Below are 16,340 nucleotides of genomic sequence, written 5' to 3'. Positions count from 1 at the left end.
TGCAAGCGGTCTGCGGGCCCACCCTGCGGCCACCATGAACGAACGATCCAAGCGAGTCCTGGGATGGGTGGCGACTGCACTGGTGGGCTTCGCCTTCGCTGCCGGTGGCCTGGCCGATCTGCTGGGTGCTGACGCCGTGATGGTGGGGATGCGGCACCTCGGGTACCCCGACTACTTCGCGCTCATTCTCGGCACCTGGAAGGTGCTCGGCGCGGTGACGATCGTTGCGCCCGGCATGCGCCGCCTGAAGGAGTGGGCCTACGCGGGCATGGTGTTCGATCTCACCGGTGCGATCGCGTCCCACGCGGCCGCCGGCGATGCCCTCGCGCAGCTGGCCACGCCGGCGGTGCTGTTGGGCCTGGTCGCGGTGTCGTGGGCGCTGCGCCCCGCCAGCCGTCGACTCGCGGGCTGACGCTGCGCTTGCGCGGGCGGAGCTTTCGCGACGGGCTGCTAGACTCCCGGCCGATGTCGCGGTCGTCCCCCGCTGCGCCCGACGCCCCGCTGCGGCCGTGGCCGGTGCCGTCGCTGCAGGTGGTGTCGACCCGCGCAGCGGCCGACGAGGCGATCGCGGCGTGGCGGACGTCGATGCCGAGCAGCGTGGCGTTGCACGTCGCCGCCACGCGCCCGGGTGGGTGGGCCGATCCCGACGATCATCGCAGCGGCGAGCTGTGGGCGCTGGCGCTGCATCGCGAGCACGGCGACGGCCCTGCGGCGCTGGTCTTGACCGGTGACGCGCTCGCGCAGGTGTCGACATTGCTCGCCTGGTGGGCGGGCGGGGAGTCGCCGTTCGTGGTGGTGCACGGGGCCCAGGCCGCAATCGGCCGCCTGTGGCGACACGGCGGCGAAGAGCTCGCGCCCGCGCGGCTGGGCTGCACCCAGAGCGCGGCGGTGCTGCTCGGTGATGGTCAACGCGGGCCCAGCAGCGTCGGCCTCGACGTGTGCGCGGCGTTGGTGCTGCAGCACGCGGTCTCGCTGCCGCGCTTCGTGCCCGAGCAGGAGCGTGATGCGCTCGTGCAGTGTGCGACCGCGGCCGCGGCCGTGCACGCGCTCGCGCAGCGCATGGTGCCGATGCTGCGCAAGCGCGACGCGATGGCGGCGTGGCAGCTCGAGTGCGAGCTGGTGCCGTCGGTGGTGGCGATGGAGCGCGCCGGCATGCCCTGCGATGCGGCGGCGTTCGAGCGCGTGGCCGCGTCGTGGCGCGACGAGCGGGCGCAGGCCACCGCTGCCGATCGCATCACGCGGCTGGACAAGCTCATCTCGACCTACGCCCACTGGCCCCGCGACTTCACCCACGGCAACCGCATCCACGCGCGGCTGCATCCGCTGGCGGCGGACTCGGGCCGCTTCTCGTGCACGGAGCCCAACCTCCAGCAGGTGCCCAGCGAACACACCGCGCCGGGGCTGCGGGCCTGCTTCCGTGCGCCCGCGGGCCACGTGCTGGTGGTCGCCGACTACGCGCAGATCGAGCTACGGGTCGCTGCAGCGCTCGCGCCCTGCGACGCGCTCGCGCAGGTGTTCCGCGAGGGCCGCGATCCCCACCGCGCGACCGCGGCGACATTGGCGGGCAAACCCGAGCACGAGGTCACTGCCCACGAGCGCAAGCTCGCCAAGGCGGTGAACTTCGGCTTCCTCTTCGGCATGGGCGCCGAGCGCTTCCGCGAGTACGCGGCGGCGGGCTACGGCGTGGAGCTCGATCTGGCGGGCGCACGACGGGCCCGCGAGGCGTTCTTCACCACGTTTCCTGGGATCGCCGCGTGGCACCGACGCGTGGCCGATCGATGCCGCAGCGGTGGCACGGTGGTGGTGCGCACGGCCCTGGGCCGACGCAAGCGCTTCCTGGCCGGGCACGTCAGCGTGCCGGCCGCGCTCAACATCCCCGTGCAGGGCACGGCGGCCGAGGGCTTCAAGCGCGCGATGGCGGCGCTGCACCGCGTGCTGCCGGCGCTCGGAGCCCGCGGCGTGCTGGTGGTCCACGACGAGTACCTCGCCGAGTGCCCGGCCGCGGCCGCGGCCGCGGTGCGGGACAGTGTCGAGCAGACCATGGTGGCGCAGATGGCCACCGTCGTGTCGCGGGTGCCGATCGTGGTCGAGGCCGAGATCGTCGAGGCTTGGCGCTGAGCTCGGCCGCGAGCGACGGGGCTCACGCAAGCACGTCGGCGATGCGGCCCTCGGTCTGCGAGCGCTCGATCTCCGACAGCAACGCCGACTGGATGTGGTCCTCGGTGCGATCGTCGGCGTGCTCGAACGCGATGCCGAGCGCGACGTCGTCCCGGTCGCCACGCACGTGCACCACTCGCGCGGGCACGCGGAACTCGGGGTACAGCGGCAGCCGCAGCGTGATCTCGATGTGATCACCCTCCATCAGCGGTGGACCGTCCACCAGCAGCGCGCCGGCGACCGAGAGGTTGCTGACGGTGTAGTGGAAGATGCCGCGCCGCGTCGAGACCATCGCCTCGGTATGGCTGAGCGTGCGGGGGTGTTGTCGCCGGTCAGCGGCGATCGCATCGACTTGCATGGCGAAGAGGTCCTTTCTGATCGGGCGTGCGCGAGCAGGTCGCAGGGCACGTCGCGGGTTCGAGGAACGTCGGCGACACCAACAAGGACAAGGACGCGCCCCCACCACTCGCAAACGGAGCGGGCACGATTTCCCAGGATAGACATGGTTCGTGGCGCGTGGGAATCGGCGCACGCGCGTGCGCGGTCGATCGCGATGGCGATCGCGCGCAGATCGAATGGACGTTCGCCGACGGCTCGCGTGGTGGGCGATCAGCCCAGACGCGCGGCGTAGTCGACGTAGCCGAACCGACGATGGACCTCGAGCGTGCCCGACTTGGGATCCCAGGTCGCGATCGAGGGCAGCCGCACGCCGTTGAAGGTCGTGGTCTTCACCATCGTGTAGTGGGCCATGTCGCGACACACGATTCGATCGCCTGTCCGGAGCGGTCGGTCGAACGAGTAGTCGCCGATCACGTCACCGGCCAGACAGGTCAGACCGCCCAAGCGTACGTCGTGCCCCCGCTCCCCGGGCTCACCTGCGCCCACCACCAGCGGCCGGTACGGCATCTCGAGCACGTCGGGCATGTGGGCGGTGGCCGAAGTGTCGAGGATCGCAATGCGCATGCCGTTCTCGACCACGTCGAGCACCTGCGCCACCAGCACGCCGGTGCCGAGCGCGACCGCTTCGCCGGGCTCGAGGTAGACCTCCACGCCCCAGCGCTTGCGGAACGCCGTCACGGCGGCGATCAGCTGCTCGACGTCGTAGTCGGGCCGCGTGATGTGGTGGCCGCCACCCATGTTGATCCACTTCATGCGGCCGAGGAACTCGCCGAAGCTGCGCTCGACCGCCGCGATCGTGCGGACCAGGGCGTCGGAGCCGAGCTCACAGAGGTTGTGGAAGTGCAGCCCGGCGATGCCCTCGAGCAGCTCGGGGCGGAACTGCCCACGGGTGACCCCGAGCCGCGAGCACGCACCGCACGGGTCGTAGAGCTCGACCTCGACCTCGCGGTGCTCGGGGTTCAGCCGGATGCCGAACTCGACCGGCCGGCCGCCCTGATCGAGGTGCCGTTGGTAGCGTGGCCGCAGCCGCTGCCACTGCGAGAACGAGTTGAACACCACGTGATCGCACAGCCCCAGCAGCTCGTCGAAGTCGGCGTCCGAGTAGGCTGGCGCGCAGGCGTGCACCTCGCCGCCGAAGTGCTGGCGCCCCAGGCGGGCCTCGTGCGGCGAGCTCGAGGTCACGCCGGGCAGCGCCTCGCGGATCTGTGCGAAGCAGGGCCACGCCGCGAAGCCCTTGAGCGCCAACAGGATCTTGCAGCCGGCCTCCTGCTGCACGCGCCGCAGGATCGCGAGGTTGTCGGCGAGCGCCCCGCGATCGATGACGAAGCACGGGGTCTCGACGGTCGCGAAGTCGATCGCGGGGACTCGTTCCGACACGAACACGTCGATCACAGCTCCTGCACGTGCCAGGGCAGACCGGCGGGCGCGAGGCGCTCGAGGAACGGCACCGCGTCGAACTGTTCCATGTGCCACACGCCCGGCCGCTTCCACTTGCCGGTCAGCATCATCTCGGCGCCGACGGTGGCGGGCACCCCGGTGGTGTACGACACCGCCTGCGCGCGGACCTCCTGCCAGCACGCGTGGTGATCGCAGATGTTGTAGATGAAGACCTTGCGGGCTTTGCCGTCCTTCTTGCCCTCGATGATGCAGCCGATCGAGGTCTTGCCGGTGTAGTTCTCGGCCAGACTGGCGGGGTCGGGCAGCAGCGCCTTGAGGAACTGGATCGGCACGATCTGCTGGCCGTTGAACTCGACCGGATCGATGCGCGTCATGCCGACGTTCTGCAGCACCCGCAGGTGCGTCAGGTACTCGTCGCCGAAGGTCATCCAGAAGCGGATGCGCTGCAGCCCGGGCAGGTGCTGCACCAGCGACTCGAGCTCCTCGTGGTAGATGAGGTAGGCCTTCTTGGGCCCGACGCCGGGGAAGTCGATGGTCTGGCTGATCGACATGGGGTCGATCTCCTTCCACTCGCCGCGCTCCCAGTACTTGCCGCGCGCGGTGACCTCGCGGATGTTGATCTCGGGGTTGAAGTTGGTCGCGAACGGATGACCGTGGCTGCCGGCGTTGCAGTCGACGATGTCGACCGACTCGATGGTGTCGAACAGCTGGTCGCGCGCGTAGGCGCAGAACACGTTGGTCACGCCGGGGTCGAAGCCCGAGCCCAGCAGCGCCATGATGCCGGCCTTCTCGAACCGCTCGCGGTAGGCCCACTGCCACTTGTATTCGAACTTCGCGACGTCCGGCGGCTCGTAGTTGGCGGTGTCGAGGTAGTCGACCTTGGCCTCGAGGCACGCGTCCATCAGCGGCAGGTCCTGGTAGGGCAGGGCGACGTTGATGACGAGCTCGGGCTGCAGCTTGCGGATCAGCGCGACGGTCTGCGCGACGTCGTCGGCGTCGACCGAGGCGGTCTGGATCGTGCGGCCGTGCAGCTCGCTGATCTGGGCCGCGATCGCGTCGCAGCGGGCCTTTGTGCGGCTCGCGAGCACGACGTCGCCGAACACCTGCGGATGCATCGCGCACTTGTGCGCGACCACGCCGCCGACGCCACCCGCACCGATGATGAGAACCTTGTGCATGGCCTTCTTCTCCCGCGCGCGGCGCTCGGATCGTGGTCGACCGGCCCGCGGCGCGCGCGAACGTAGCACGCCGCCCCCGCGCTAGGCCGCCCGAGCCGTCGTATGCTCGCGCCCACGCAACCCTCGAGCACGCTGCTGCGGGTCGCCTACGACGGCACCGACTTCCACGGCTGGGCGCGGCAACCCGCGCATCCGGCGGGCCCCGCCATGCGCACGGTGCAGGGCACGCTCGAGGACGCGCTGTCACGGCTGTGTCGCGCGGAGATCCGCGTGCGCGGGGCCTCGCGCACCGACGCCGGCGTGCACGCACGCGGGCAGGTGGCGGCGTTCGAGTGTCCGGTGCCGATCCCCTGCGCCAACCTCGTGCGTGCGCTCGATGACCTCCTGCCGGCCGACGTGGCGGTGACCGACGCCTGGACCGAATGCCCGGCGCCGATCGAGCCCCGCCACCACAACGACGGCAAGCACTACTGCTACCGCATCCGCACCGCGGCCGGCCGCGACCCCATGACCGCGCGCTACCAGTGGCTGCTGGGGCGGCCGCTCGAGCTCGCGCCCATGCGCGCCGCCGCGGCGGTGCTGGTCGGGACCCACGACTTCGCCGCGTTCCGCTCGAGCGCGTGTCAGGCCACCAGCACCGAGCGCACGATCTTCGGGGTCGAGCTGCGCGAACACGGCGCGCTGCTCGAGCTGCACGTGCGCGGCACCGCGTTCCTGCACAACATGGTGCGCATCATCGCGGGCACGCTGGTGGAGATCGGGCTCGGACGCGGCGATGCCGGTCGCATCGAGCGCGCGCTCGCGGCGGGCGATCGACGGCTCGCCGGGCGCACTGCGCCGGCCGCGGGCCTCGAGCTGGTCGAGGTGTCGTGGCCGGGGCGCACGCTCGCGGGCGCGGGCGCCTCGCTGCGGGGCTCCGCGCCGGGCTTGGGCGCGGGCTGACGTGGGGCTCACGCCGTGAGGTCGGCCGCACGACGGCCACCGCGACGGCGACCGTCACGACGACGGGGCCCACGGCGCAGATCGAAGCTGAAGCCGCGCTCGCCGACGAAGGACGCGATGCCGATCGCGAGGTTGAGGAGGGCGGCGACGATTGCGATGACGAAGAACACGTTCATGACAGGACGTGGCGCCGCGTGTGCGAGGCCCGTGCCGAGCCCCGCGGGGGGCTCGAGGCATGGATTCAAGCAGACTTGGGGCGTGTGACCGCGCACGCGTCCGGGCGGCCCTGGCTGGCGTGGTCGATCCACCCGGCTATGACAGTGGCCGGTCGGACGCACGAAGTTTCGCCAACGCGGGTCCCTCGTTGTCACACTCCCGGCCGTGCCCGACGCGCTGCGCTCCTCGGCCCCGGTCTCGCTGGCCATCCTGGCCTCGCGCGTGCTCGGTTTGGTGCGCGAGACCGTGTTCGCCGCGTTGTTCGGCGCCGGTGCGATCGCCGACGCCTACCAGGTCGCGTTCCGCGTGCCGAACCTGCTGCGCGACCTGTTCGCCGAGGGCGCGCTGTCGTCGGCGTTCGTGCCGACGTTCACGGCCGCGCTGCACAACGATGGTCGTGAGCGGGCGCATGCCCTCGCCGACCTCGTGATGTCGCTGCTGCTGGTGGTGACCGGGCTGCTCACCGCCGCCGCGATCGTCTTCGCCGAGCCGATCGTGGTCGCGATGACGCGCAGCTTCGCCGGCGACGCGGACAAGCTCGCGCTGGCGGTCGAGCTGACCCGCACGATGTTGCCGATCCTCGTCCTCGTCAGCCTCGCGGCGGTCTGGGCCGGCATGCTCAACGCGCAGCGGCGCTTCGTGCTGCCCGCGCTGGCGTCGGCATGGTTCAACCTCGTGAGCATCGCGGCGGGCGTGGTGGTGTTCGCACTCGGCAGCCGCGGGCACCAGGCGATCCTGTGGTGGAGCATCGGCACCACCATCGCGGGCGCGGTGCAGGCGTTCGCACAGCTCGGCGCGCTGTGGCGCGACGGCTACCGCCCACGGCTGCGGCTGCGCGGGGCCCTGGGCGACGTCGGCGTGCGCCGCATCCTCGGGCTGATCGCCCCGGCGGTGGTCGGCATCGCCGCGGTCAATCTCAACGTCTTCATCAACACCGGCTTCGCAGCTGCGCTCGGCGACGGTCCGGTCGCGCAGCTGAGCTACGCGTTCCGCCTGTTCTTCCTGCCGCTCGGGGTCTTCGGGGTGGCGATCGCGACCGTCACCACCACCGGCGTGTCCGAGCAGGCGGCGCGGGGCGATCGCGACGCGCTCGCGCTGCGCACCCGCGACGGCGTGTGGGCGGCCGCGATGCTCACCTCGGCCAGCGCGGTGGGCCTGTTCGTGCTCGCCGAGCCGATCGTGCGCCTGGTGTTCCGTTGGGGCGCGACCTCGGCCGACGATGCACTCGCGATCGCGTGGGTGCTGCGGGCCTACGTGCTGGGCCTGGTGCCCTACGCCCTGGTGAAGGTGATCGCGCCGGCGTACTACGGCGTCGATCGGCCGCGCATCCCCATGACGGCCTCACTGCTCGGCGTTGCGGCCAACCTCGTGTTCAACGCGCTCACGTACCGCGAACTGGGCGCGCCTGGCATCGCGCTCGGCACCAGCGTCGGGGCGCTGGTGAACCTCTCGGTGCTGCGCCTGTCGTTCGGCCGCGTGATCGCGCGACCGCCCGCGCAGGGCACGTGGTCGCGGCTGGGCGCGCTGATGCTCGGCAACGCCGTGCTCGCGGGGCTGGCGTGGGCGATGGTCTACGGCGCGGCGCGCCTGCCCGCCGGCGGCCTCGCGCAGCGCGTCATCGATCTCGGTGTGACCGCGGCGGCGGGCGGCCTGGGCCTGCTGGTGTATGCGGCCGTGTTGGCGCGACTCGGCTTCCCCGGCGCCACGCGGCTGCAGGGCCTGCTCGCGCGCATGTGGGGGCGTCTGCGTCGGCGTCGAGGTTGACGCTCCGGGGCAGCGTTCATCGCCGGAGCATTCGAGCGCGACACAGATGCGGGGTCGGCGTGCCATGGCCGGGGTAGATGGTCGCTGCACCGGTGGATAGGCACCCCGCGCTGGCGCGGGTGCGACGGGCGTTGCTGAAGTCGCCGCGCCTCGTGCACGCCGCCCGGTCGCTGTACAGCTGGCCGCCGCTGACGCGCACGCGCGCGTTCCGGGCGTTCGTCCACCACCGGGTCGCGGCCGCCGATCGGGCGCTGCCCGAGGTGGTACCACGGGTCGCGATCGAGACCGCGCTGACCTGCAACGCGCGCTGCGTGATGTGCGTGCACGGCGAGCGTCGCATGGTCGGCATCATGGATCGCGCGCTGTTCCAGCGCCTCGTCGACCAGCTTGCGCGCTGGGGCGTACCGGAGGTGTGCCTGTCGATCTACGGCGAGCCGCTGGTCGACAAGCACTGGCTCGAGCGGATCGCGATCGTACGCGCCGCGGGCCTGTCGTACTCCTTCTACTCCAACGGCAGCCTGCTGACCGAGGCGCTCGCGTCCGCGATGCTCGAGCAAGGTGGCTGGACCGACGTGAACTTCAGCGTCAACGGCTATTCGGCGGCGGTCTACGAGCGCATCATGCCGCCGCTTCGCCGCGAGCGGACCTACGGCAACCTGCAGCGCTTCCTCGCGCTCAAGCAAGCCGCCGGCGGCGGTCCGCGCGTGACCGTCTCGTGCGTGGCGATGCAGGAGAACGTGCACGAGCTGGCGGCGTTCGAGGATTTCTGGCGCGCACAGCCCGGCGTCGATCGCATCTCGATCACCAACCGGACCGACTGGCTCGGCGAGCTGGCCCGCAAGGACGTCGGGCAGCCGGTGCGCAACCGCCTGCGGGTGATCGCCCAGGACAGCTGGCACGCGCCGTGCCCCACGCCGTGGTCGTCGATGTTCGTCTACCACGACGGCCGCGTCGCACCGTGCTGTGACGACGCGGCACTGCGCAAGCTGGTGGTCGGCGATGCGAGCCGCGACAGCTTGCGAACGATCTTCCACGGTCCCGGCATGACGGCCCTGCGTGACGCCCATCGTGCCGATCGCCGACGCGAGCACGCGGTGTGCGGCTCGTGCCACGCCAGCTGGCCGTGGGTCTGATCGACGCGCGACGCCGCTGGCCGCCGAACCGGCGCGTCGAGCCCCGAGCTGGGGGGTCTTGCGCGTCGGCGCACGGGCCTGCCATCCTCCCGCGGTGCGCGGGTCCGCCACGCTCGCCTTGCTGCCATCGCTGGCCGATGCTAGCGTCGTCACACGCGCCGTCGTTGCGCGTCGAGCCGAGCATCGGTGGCACGGTCTCGTAGGCGGTTGGGTGGTGGTTTAGCGATGGACGATGGCGAGCGCGGGCACGAGCCCCGATGGAAGCGTGCGTGGGGCAGCGGGACGTTGCGGAGCATCGCCGTCGCGCTGGTGTGCCTTATCGGCGTGGCGGTGTTCGCCGCCACGGTGAACCATCACTATCCGCTGCGGGCGTGGTTGGTCTGGCGCGTGGGCCTGCTGTGGGTCTACCTCGCGCTGTACACCGCGGCCTGCGTCGGCATGGGCCGCGTGATCCTGCGACGGTTGCTGCGCGAGCACGAGCCGCCGCTGGCAGAGACCTGGCTGCTCAGCATGGCCGTCGGCCTGGTCGCGTTCGTGCTGAGCCTCTACGTGGCCGGCGCAGTCGGTGCCTTCCACCCCTCGGTTGCGCTGGGCCTGCCGGTGCTGTTCGTGACCTTCGCGCGTCGCGAGCTGCGGGGGCTGGTCGTGCGCACGATCGACGAGCTGCGCGCGCCGGTGCAGGAGTCGGCCGCGATGGCGATGTTCCGCCGCGTCGCCGTGATCTGGTGCGTGATCGGCTTCGCGGTGGTCTACGTGATCGCCTTCAGCCCCGAGGCCATCTCCCTCGATGCGGCCTGGTACCACCTGCCGATCGCCCACGACTACGTGCGTGCCGGTCGCATCGTGCCGTTTCTCTCCGAGTACAACCGCACGCTGCCGCACCTGTCGAGCATGATGTACACCTGGGCGTTCCTGCTGCCCGGGGTCCACAACCCGTTCGAGTGGATGCTGGCGCTGCACCTCGAGTTCGTGATGCTGGCGTGGCGCACGGTCGCGGTGGCTGCGGCCGCGCAGTGGATGCTGGGCGACCGCAACGTACGAGGGCTGTGGACCGGCGTGATGTTGTTCCCGCTGCTGTTCGCGTTCGCCCACAGCGTGACCGCCGGCGCCGAGCACTTCCTCGGCTTCTGGGCCGTGCCGGTGCTGCTGGCGACGGTGCGCCTGCTCGATCGCTTCGACCTGCGGTGGGCGGCGGTGCTGGGCCTGGTCTCGGGTGGATCGATCCTCACCAAGTACCAAGCCATCTACATGATCACCGCGTGCGGGGCGATGGTCGTGGTGCGCTGGTGTTGGCTGTGGATCGAGCGCCGTCGTGGTCGCACGGAGGTCACCGCGCGCACGCTGTGGCTGGCGCCGCTGGTGGTGATGGGCGTCGGCCTCGGCGTCGCGTCGCCGCACTTCATCAAGAACTATCTCTTCTACGGCGACCCGATGTACCCGTTCCTGATGGGCAAGCTGGCCGGCGCCCATCCCAACAACCCCGAGGCGACCACGCTGTTCACCTCGAACCTCGGCGACCCCGACAACCGGCCCACCTCCCACGGCATCGGCCGCCTGACCGACGCGGTGCGCAACTTCTTCACGTTCAGCTTCCAGCCCCACTACGTGGTCGTGAAGCAGAAGTGGCCGCTGTTCGGCAGCCTCTTCACGCTGCTGACGCCGTGCGTGTTCTTCCTGCGCGACACTCGGCGCATCTGGGTCGGCATCTGGTGCTGCTTCGTGGTGATCCTGGTGTGGACCAACACCTATCTGCAGGACCGCTACCTCAACGCCGCGGTCGCGGTCTTCATCGCGACCACCATGGCGCTGGTGGTGCGCTTGTGGCAGATGGGTCGGCTCGCGCGGCTGGCCGTGGTGCCGCTGGTCGCGTTCCAGGTGTTGTGGAGCGTCGACACCATGGTCTGGTCCGGCGAGGAGTTCATCAAGTCGACCATCGACTTCGTGCGCACGGGCTACGTCGGCAAGCTCGATCCGAGTGATCGCTACCCGTGGCGCAAGCACTTCCGCGAGATCACCGACGCGACCCCCGAGGACGCGGTGTTGCTCGTCCGCGGTACCCGCGAGGTGCTCGGGCTCGACCGCGTCGTCCACCGCGACGTGCAGTGGCACCAGGCGTACTTCTACTACGCGCCCCTGAAGACATCGCAGGAGCTGTGGGCGTACTACCGCGAGAAGGGCGTCACGCACCTGGTGTGGCAGCCGCGGGTCGGTCACGCCGGCTCGTTGCAGTCGACGATCCTCTTCAGCCAGCTGGTGAAGGACGCGAAGGCCAAGCCCAAGGCCTTCGGGCCGTGGCGCCTGCTGGCGCTGCCCGAGGCGCCCACCGACCACGACGCCCCGATCCGGGTCGCCATCACCGGGCTGCAGCGCAGCTATCCGGCGGGGCTCTACCAGGTGGAGGATCTGACGCTCTACAGCGGCAAGCTCACCGGTGGTCGCGGCGGGCCCAAGCACCCACGCAAGCCGTTGCCCAAGACCGGCGGACTCGGGGCGCTGCTGCCCGACGCCGACGCGGTGGTGCTGGGGCCGTCGGTCAAGCTGCCGAGCGAGGCCCAGAAACTGCTCGACAAGCGCTTCATCAAGGTCGAAGAAATCGACAAGGTGAAGATCTACCTCGAACGATAGCCGCGATGAGCGACGACCACTCGACCAAACACATCATCCAGTCGCTGATGGTCAACCTCGCGATCGCGGTCGCGAAGGGCGTGGCTGCGATCTTCACGGGCTCGGGTGCGATGTTGGCCGAGGCCATCCACTCCAGCGCCGACTGCACCAACCAGCTGCTGCTGCTGTTGGGGGTGCGTCGATCCGCGAAGCCGCCCGATCGCGAGCACCCGCTGGGCTACGGACGCTCGCTGTACTTCTGGTCGTTCATGGTCGCGCTGCTGCTGTTCACCGGCGGTGGTGTGTTCTCGATCTACGAGGGCATCCACAAGCTGCGTCATCCGGAGCCGGTCGAGCAGGTGTGGCTGGGGCTGACGATCCTCGGCTTCTCGCTCCTGCTCGAGGGCGGTGCGACGCTGTCGAACATCAAGGAGCTCCGCGCCCGCGCCAAGGGCAGACCGTTCCTCCGCTTCGTTCGCGAGACCAAGGACTCGGATCTGGTGGTCATCTTCGGCGAGAACTCGGCGGCGACCCTGGGCCTGGCGGCCGCCATGTTGGCGCTGACGCTGGCGTGGGCGACCGGTGACGCGCGCTGGGATGCCGTCGGCAGCATCGCCGTCGGGCTCATCCTCGTGGTGGTCGCGGTGTTCCTCGCGGTCGAGGTGAAGTCGCTGCTGATGGGTGAGCGCGCCGACACCGAGGTCGACGAGGCGGTCGCCCGCATCGCCGCGGCGGACCCCGACATCATCGAGGTTCTGCGGGTGCTCACGCTCCAACAGGGTCCCGGCGAGGTCATGGTCGCGCTCAAGCTGCGCATGCGTGCCGAGCTCACCGCCAACGATCTGTGCGGTGCCATCAATCGCTTCGAGGCGGCGCTCCAGCGCGAGCGTCCCGAGGTCAAGTGGTCGTTCGTCGAGCCCGACGTCGAGGCGTGAGCGAGACCGTGCCCGCGCCGGGCACGGTGACGGTGCGCGAGGGCGACAACCTGGCGCTGTTGCCGAGCGTTCGCGACGGCAGCATCGCGCTGGTCTACACCGACCCGCCGTTCAACACCGGGCGGGTGCAGAAGCGCGTGCAGCTGCGCACCACCGGCGCCAGCGATGGCGACCGCCGCGGCTTCGGCGGCCGGCGCTTTCGCACCGAACGGCTCGGCAGCCAACAATTCGACGACAGCTTCGGCGACGACTACCTGGCGTTCCTGCGACCTCGGCTCGAGCACCTGCGACGGGTGCTGACCGACGATGGTGCGCTGCTGCTGCACCTCGACCCCCGCGAGGTCCACTACGTGAAGGTCGAGCTCGATCGCCTGTTCGGGCGCGCGTGCTTCATGGGCGAGATCATCTGGGCCTACGACTACGGCGCGCGGAGTCGTCGACGCTGGCCCGCCAAGCACGACAACATCCTGTGGTACGTGCGCGATCCGAAGCGCTACTGCTTCGACTACGACGCCATCGATCGCATCCCCTACATGGCCCCGGGCCTGGTTGGTCCCGAGAAGGCCGCGCGTGGCAAGACCCCCACCGATGTGTGGTGGCAGACGATCGTGAGCCCGACCGGCCGCGAGAAGACCGGCTACCCCACGCAGAAGCCGCTGGCGATCGTTCGCCGCATCGTGCGGGTGCACTCGCGGGTTGGCGATACGCTGCTCGATCCGTTCGCCGGTAGCGGCACGTTGGGCGAGGCCGCGGCACGCGACGGTCGGCATGCGCTGCTCTTCGACGCGAGCCCGACCGCGATCGCGGTCATGCGACGCCGGCTCGCCACGTGGATCTGAGCGCGCCCGATCGCGCGCCGCCGTGACGCGGATGTCAGGGTGTGACGGCGGCGTCGGCCGTGCGGTGGTCGGGCCATCGCGGATCCCGATGGCTGACATTCGTCGGTGTGCATGGCGTCCGCAGCGTCGAGGGCGAAGGCTGTAGTAGTTGCGGTGCCATTGCCACTTTCGAGGCGCCGCCCGCAGGACCTGACGATGACCATGCACCGCTGGATTGCCCACAAGCTGCCCCTCTTCCTCTTCAGCACCGCGTCGCTCGCGTGCAACAACGACGGCCCGGCCGACGGCGGCGAGAGCGACAGCTCGGGCGGCACGACGGCGACGTCGCTGACGACCACGGGCGTGCCGCCCACCACCACTGACGGCAGCACGGGCACCGACACCGTCGACCCGGACAGCTCGGGCAGTGACACGACGGACACCGGTGAGCCCACGATCGCGCTGCCGGGCCCGACCAAGGGCGGCGCGATCCAGGTCTCGCCCGACGGCACTCAGCTGGCCGTGGTCAACAAGGGCACCGGCGAGCTGACGCTCTTCACGCTACCCGACCTCGCCGAGCAGGCGCGCATCGACGTGGGCAGCGAGCCCGAGTCGATCGCCTACGGGCCCGGCGGCGACGAGCTGTTCGTGGTGCTGCGCGGCAGCGGCGAGGTCGCGCGGGTGGTCGAGCTGGGCGGCTCGCCCAGCGTCGCGCAGACCGTCGAGGTCGGTGCCGAGCCCGGGCGCGCCGCGTTGTCGCCGACCGGCCAGACGCTCTACGTCCCGCTGTGGAACGAGGGCTACGTGATCGCGGTCGACACGGCGTCGATGACGATCGCGCAGGAGATCGAGACCGGTGGCGCGCCCTATGCGGCGTGCGTGACCAACGACCTCGACCTCGACGACGGCGACGAGACGGTGTTCGTGACCGACTTCTACGCGCAGCCCGCGGGCGCCAACAAGGAGGCCACCGATGGCGCCCGCGAGGGCCGCGTGTTCACGATCGACGCCGCCGGCACCGTCGGCGAGGTCTCGCTGGCGCCGCTGGCGGCCTCGGGCACCACCGGTTTCGAGGCCACGGGCGCCTACCCCAACCAGCTGTACTCGTGCGCCATCAACGACGACACGCTGTATGTCACCAGCGTTGGCGCATCGCCGGCGTCCTTCAACGGCGCGACCGACTTCCACCAGAACTTGCAGGGGTTGGTGCATCGCATCGCGCTGGCCGATCTCTCGCCCGTCGACGACGGGCCCATCGATCTGAACGCGCTGGTCGACGATCTCGTGGCGCCCAAGCGCTTCGTCGCGATCCCCATCGACCTGGCGTTCGCACCCAACAGCGAGTTCGGCTACATCGCCTCGCTGGCCTCCGACAGCGTGCTTCGGGTCGACTTCTCGGTCGATCCCCCGGTGGCAGGTTCGCCCTCGGGCGCGTCGTTCCTGGCCGCCAGCCAGTCGCCGGTCGGCGTCGCCATCGGCGGCACCAATGCCTACGTCGCCAACGAGGTCGCGCGGAGCATCTCGCACATCGATCTCGCCACGCAGACCACCGCCGCCGCCGACATCGCGTCGGCGACCGCTGCGGGCAGCGCGGCCGAGATCGCTGCGCTGCGGGGGCAGCGTTTCTTCGAGACCGGTCTCGGTCGCTGGTCGACCAACGGCTGGGTCAGCTGCGTGGGCTGTCACCCGTTCGGCACCACCGACAACGTCACGTGGTCGTTCCCCGCCGGGCCGCGCCAGACGGTGGACACGTCGGCGAGCTTCGACCGCAGCGGGGCGCAGCAACGCATCTTGAACTGGACCGGCATCTTCGACGAGGTGCACGACTTCGAGCTCAACACGCGGCTCGTCGCTGGTGGCACCGGCGCGATCGTCAGCGACACCACCCTCAACGACAACGGCACTGCCAACGCCGCGGCGCGCATCGACATCGTGGGGCCGGGGCAGACCGCCAACCCGATCAACGCCTTCAACATCGGCTCGTCCCGCGGCGCCGCGCTCACCGGTGCGTTGCCCGACGACTGGGACGACATCGAGGCCTACGTCGCGACGCTGCGCTCGCCAGCCGGCTCGACGCGGCCCGGCGGCGATGCAGCCGCGGGGCGCGACGTGTTCGAGGCCGCGCGCTGTGACGCGTGCCACGCGGGTCCGCTGTGGACGCTGTCGCGCCGCACGTACACCCCGGCGTTCAACCCCAACGACGGCACCGACGTCGACGAAAGGCTGACCTCGCTGGCTTCGGTCGGGATCGCGTCGCTCGGCATGGTCCGTGCGGACCAGGTCACCGGCAGCGACACCTCGGCGATGTTCGTGCTCGCCAACGATGCCAACGGCGCGCCGGCGCGTCACACCTGCGTGGTGCGGAAGGTCGGCACCTTCGGTGCGCAGGGCCCCGCGACGCGCGGCGCCGACGAGCTGCGCCAGAACGCGACCCCGGCCCAGGGCGTCGACGGCTTCAACGTGCCGTCGCTGCTGGGCATGCGCAACGGCGCGCCGTTCCTCCACAACGGCGCCGCCGACTCGCTCGAGGAGCTGCTCGATCCCTCGGGCGACTTCACCACCCACCTGCGCGCAGGCAATCAGGTGTTCGCGCCGAGCCCGGCCGAGCTCGCCGATCTCATCGCGTTCGTGCGCAGCATCGACGACGACACCGAGATCTTCCCGATCGACGCGCAGCAGGACTTCTGTCCCAGCTCGGTCCCGCAGTGATGCGAGCCCCCGCGGGCGGTGCCAGGGCGAGCGAGCGGCCCTGGCACCGCCGGTCGCGTCGCGGCGGCCTCGATCGCCGCGACGGCC

At 70.7% G+C, this 16,340-nt stretch carries 13 protein-coding genes; 9 read left to right on the top strand and 4 right to left on the bottom strand.

Going from position 1 to position 16,340, the window contains the following annotated elements:
• Positions 1-34: 34 nt before the first annotated feature.
• Entirely contained in the window at positions 35-412 is a 378-nt protein-coding gene (locus IPH07_11830; GenBank protein MBK6918081.1) for a DoxX family protein, read from the top strand.
• 53 nt (positions 413-465) lie between these two features.
• Complete coding sequence (locus IPH07_11825; protein MBK6918080.1) at positions 466-2,118, top strand: hypothetical protein; 1,653 nt, start codon at positions 466-468, stop codon at positions 2,116-2,118.
• A gap of 22 nt (positions 2,119-2,140) precedes the next feature.
• On the opposite strand, the gene IPH07_11820 is transcribed toward IPH07_11825, so the two are convergent.
• From IPH07_11820 to IPH07_11810, 3 genes are all read right to left on the bottom strand, one after another.
• On the bottom strand, positions 2,141-2,515 hold the full coding sequence (locus tag IPH07_11820; GenBank protein MBK6918079.1) for a PilZ domain-containing protein: 375 nt from the start codon (positions 2,513-2,515) through the stop codon (positions 2,141-2,143).
• Between the two features lie 251 nt (positions 2,516-2,766).
• Positions 2,767-3,912 carry a carboxynorspermidine decarboxylase gene (gene nspC, locus IPH07_11815; GenBank protein MBK6918078.1) on the bottom strand — a complete coding sequence of 382 codons (1,146 nt, stop codon included), beginning with the start codon at positions 3,910-3,912 and terminating at the stop codon, positions 2,767-2,769.
• Between the two features lie 32 nt (positions 3,913-3,944).
• Positions 3,945-5,132, bottom strand: coding sequence for a saccharopine dehydrogenase family protein (locus IPH07_11810; GenBank protein ID MBK6918077.1), 1,188 nt, complete (start codon positions 5,130-5,132; stop codon positions 3,945-3,947).
• Positions 5,133-5,234: 102 nt separating this feature from the next.
• On the opposite strand from IPH07_11810, the gene truA reads away from it, so the two are divergent.
• Positions 5,235-6,074 (top strand): tRNA pseudouridine(38-40) synthase TruA, encoded by an 840-nt coding sequence (gene truA, locus IPH07_11805; GenBank protein MBK6918076.1) that lies wholly within the window; start codon positions 5,235-5,237, stop codon positions 6,072-6,074.
• A gap of 8 nt (positions 6,075-6,082) precedes the next feature.
• On the opposite strand, the gene IPH07_11800 is transcribed toward truA, so the two are convergent.
• Positions 6,083-6,250 (bottom strand): hypothetical protein, encoded by a 168-nt coding sequence (locus tag IPH07_11800; GenBank protein MBK6918075.1) that lies wholly within the window; start codon positions 6,248-6,250, stop codon positions 6,083-6,085.
• Between the two features lie 205 nt (positions 6,251-6,455).
• Between IPH07_11800 and murJ the strand changes: the two genes are divergently transcribed.
• The 6 genes from murJ (at position 6,456) to IPH07_11770 (ending at position 16,253) form a co-directional block, all read left to right on the top strand.
• Positions 6,456-8,054, top strand: a complete 1,599-nt coding sequence (gene murJ, locus IPH07_11795; GenBank protein MBK6918074.1) for a murein biosynthesis integral membrane protein MurJ — start codon at positions 6,456-6,458, stop codon at positions 8,052-8,054.
• Positions 8,055-8,131: 77 nt separating this feature from the next.
• Positions 8,132-9,187, top strand: a complete 1,056-nt coding sequence (locus IPH07_11790; protein ID MBK6918073.1) for a radical SAM protein — start codon at positions 8,132-8,134, stop codon at positions 9,185-9,187.
• A gap of 225 nt (positions 9,188-9,412) precedes the next feature.
• Positions 9,413-11,812 carry a hypothetical protein gene (locus IPH07_11785; GenBank protein MBK6918072.1) on the top strand — a complete coding sequence of 800 codons (2,400 nt, stop codon included), beginning with the start codon at positions 9,413-9,415 and terminating at the stop codon, positions 11,810-11,812.
• A 5-nt stretch (positions 11,813-11,817) separates the two neighbouring features.
• On the top strand, positions 11,818-12,726 hold the full coding sequence (locus IPH07_11780; GenBank protein ID MBK6918071.1) for a cation diffusion facilitator family transporter: 909 nt from the start codon (positions 11,818-11,820) through the stop codon (positions 12,724-12,726).
• 26 nt (positions 12,727-12,752) lie between these two features.
• On the top strand, positions 12,753-13,565 hold the full coding sequence (locus IPH07_11775) for a site-specific DNA-methyltransferase (protein MBK6918070.1): 813 nt from the start codon (positions 12,753-12,755) through the stop codon (positions 13,563-13,565).
• A 195-nt stretch (positions 13,566-13,760) separates the two neighbouring features.
• Positions 13,761-16,253 carry a hypothetical protein gene (locus tag IPH07_11770; GenBank protein MBK6918069.1) on the top strand — a complete coding sequence of 831 codons (2,493 nt, stop codon included), beginning with the start codon at positions 13,761-13,763 and terminating at the stop codon, positions 16,251-16,253.
• Positions 16,254-16,340: the final 87 nt, after the last annotated feature.

Source organism: Deltaproteobacteria bacterium, assembly GCA_016709225.1.
In the GTDB taxonomy this organism is placed as follows: domain Bacteria; phylum Myxococcota_A; class Polyangia; order Nannocystales; family Nannocystaceae; genus Xiheibacterium; species Xiheibacterium phototrophicum.
This window is presented reverse-complemented; position numbering and strand designations above follow the sequence as displayed.

Bases quoted from the DNA above. Each gene is read 5' to 3' on its own strand.
- truA (MBK6918076.1), top strand. From the start codon at position 5,235: ATGCTCGCGCCCACGCAACCCTCGAGCACGCTGCTGCGGGTCGCCTAC.
- IPH07_11810 (MBK6918077.1), bottom strand. From the start codon at position 5,132: ATGCACAAGGTTCTCATCATCGGTGCGGGTGGCGTCGGCGGCGTGGTC.
- IPH07_11820 (MBK6918079.1), bottom strand. From the start codon at position 2,515: ATGCAAGTCGATGCGATCGCCGCTGACCGGCGACAACACCCCCGCACG.
- IPH07_11800 (MBK6918075.1), bottom strand. From the start codon at position 6,250: ATGAACGTGTTCTTCGTCATCGCAATCGTCGCCGCCCTCCTCAACCTC.
- IPH07_11830 (MBK6918081.1), top strand. From the start codon at position 35: ATGAACGAACGATCCAAGCGAGTCCTGGGATGGGTGGCGACTGCACTG.
- IPH07_11770 (MBK6918069.1), top strand. From the start codon at position 13,761: ATGACCATGCACCGCTGGATTGCCCACAAGCTGCCCCTCTTCCTCTTC.
- IPH07_11780 (MBK6918071.1), top strand. From the start codon at position 11,818: ATGAGCGACGACCACTCGACCAAACACATCATCCAGTCGCTGATGGTC.
- IPH07_11825 (MBK6918080.1), top strand. From the start codon at position 466: ATGTCGCGGTCGTCCCCCGCTGCGCCCGACGCCCCGCTGCGGCCGTGG.
- IPH07_11790 (MBK6918073.1), top strand. From the start codon at position 8,132: ATGGTCGCTGCACCGGTGGATAGGCACCCCGCGCTGGCGCGGGTGCGA.
- IPH07_11785 (MBK6918072.1), top strand. From the start codon at position 9,413: ATGGACGATGGCGAGCGCGGGCACGAGCCCCGATGGAAGCGTGCGTGG.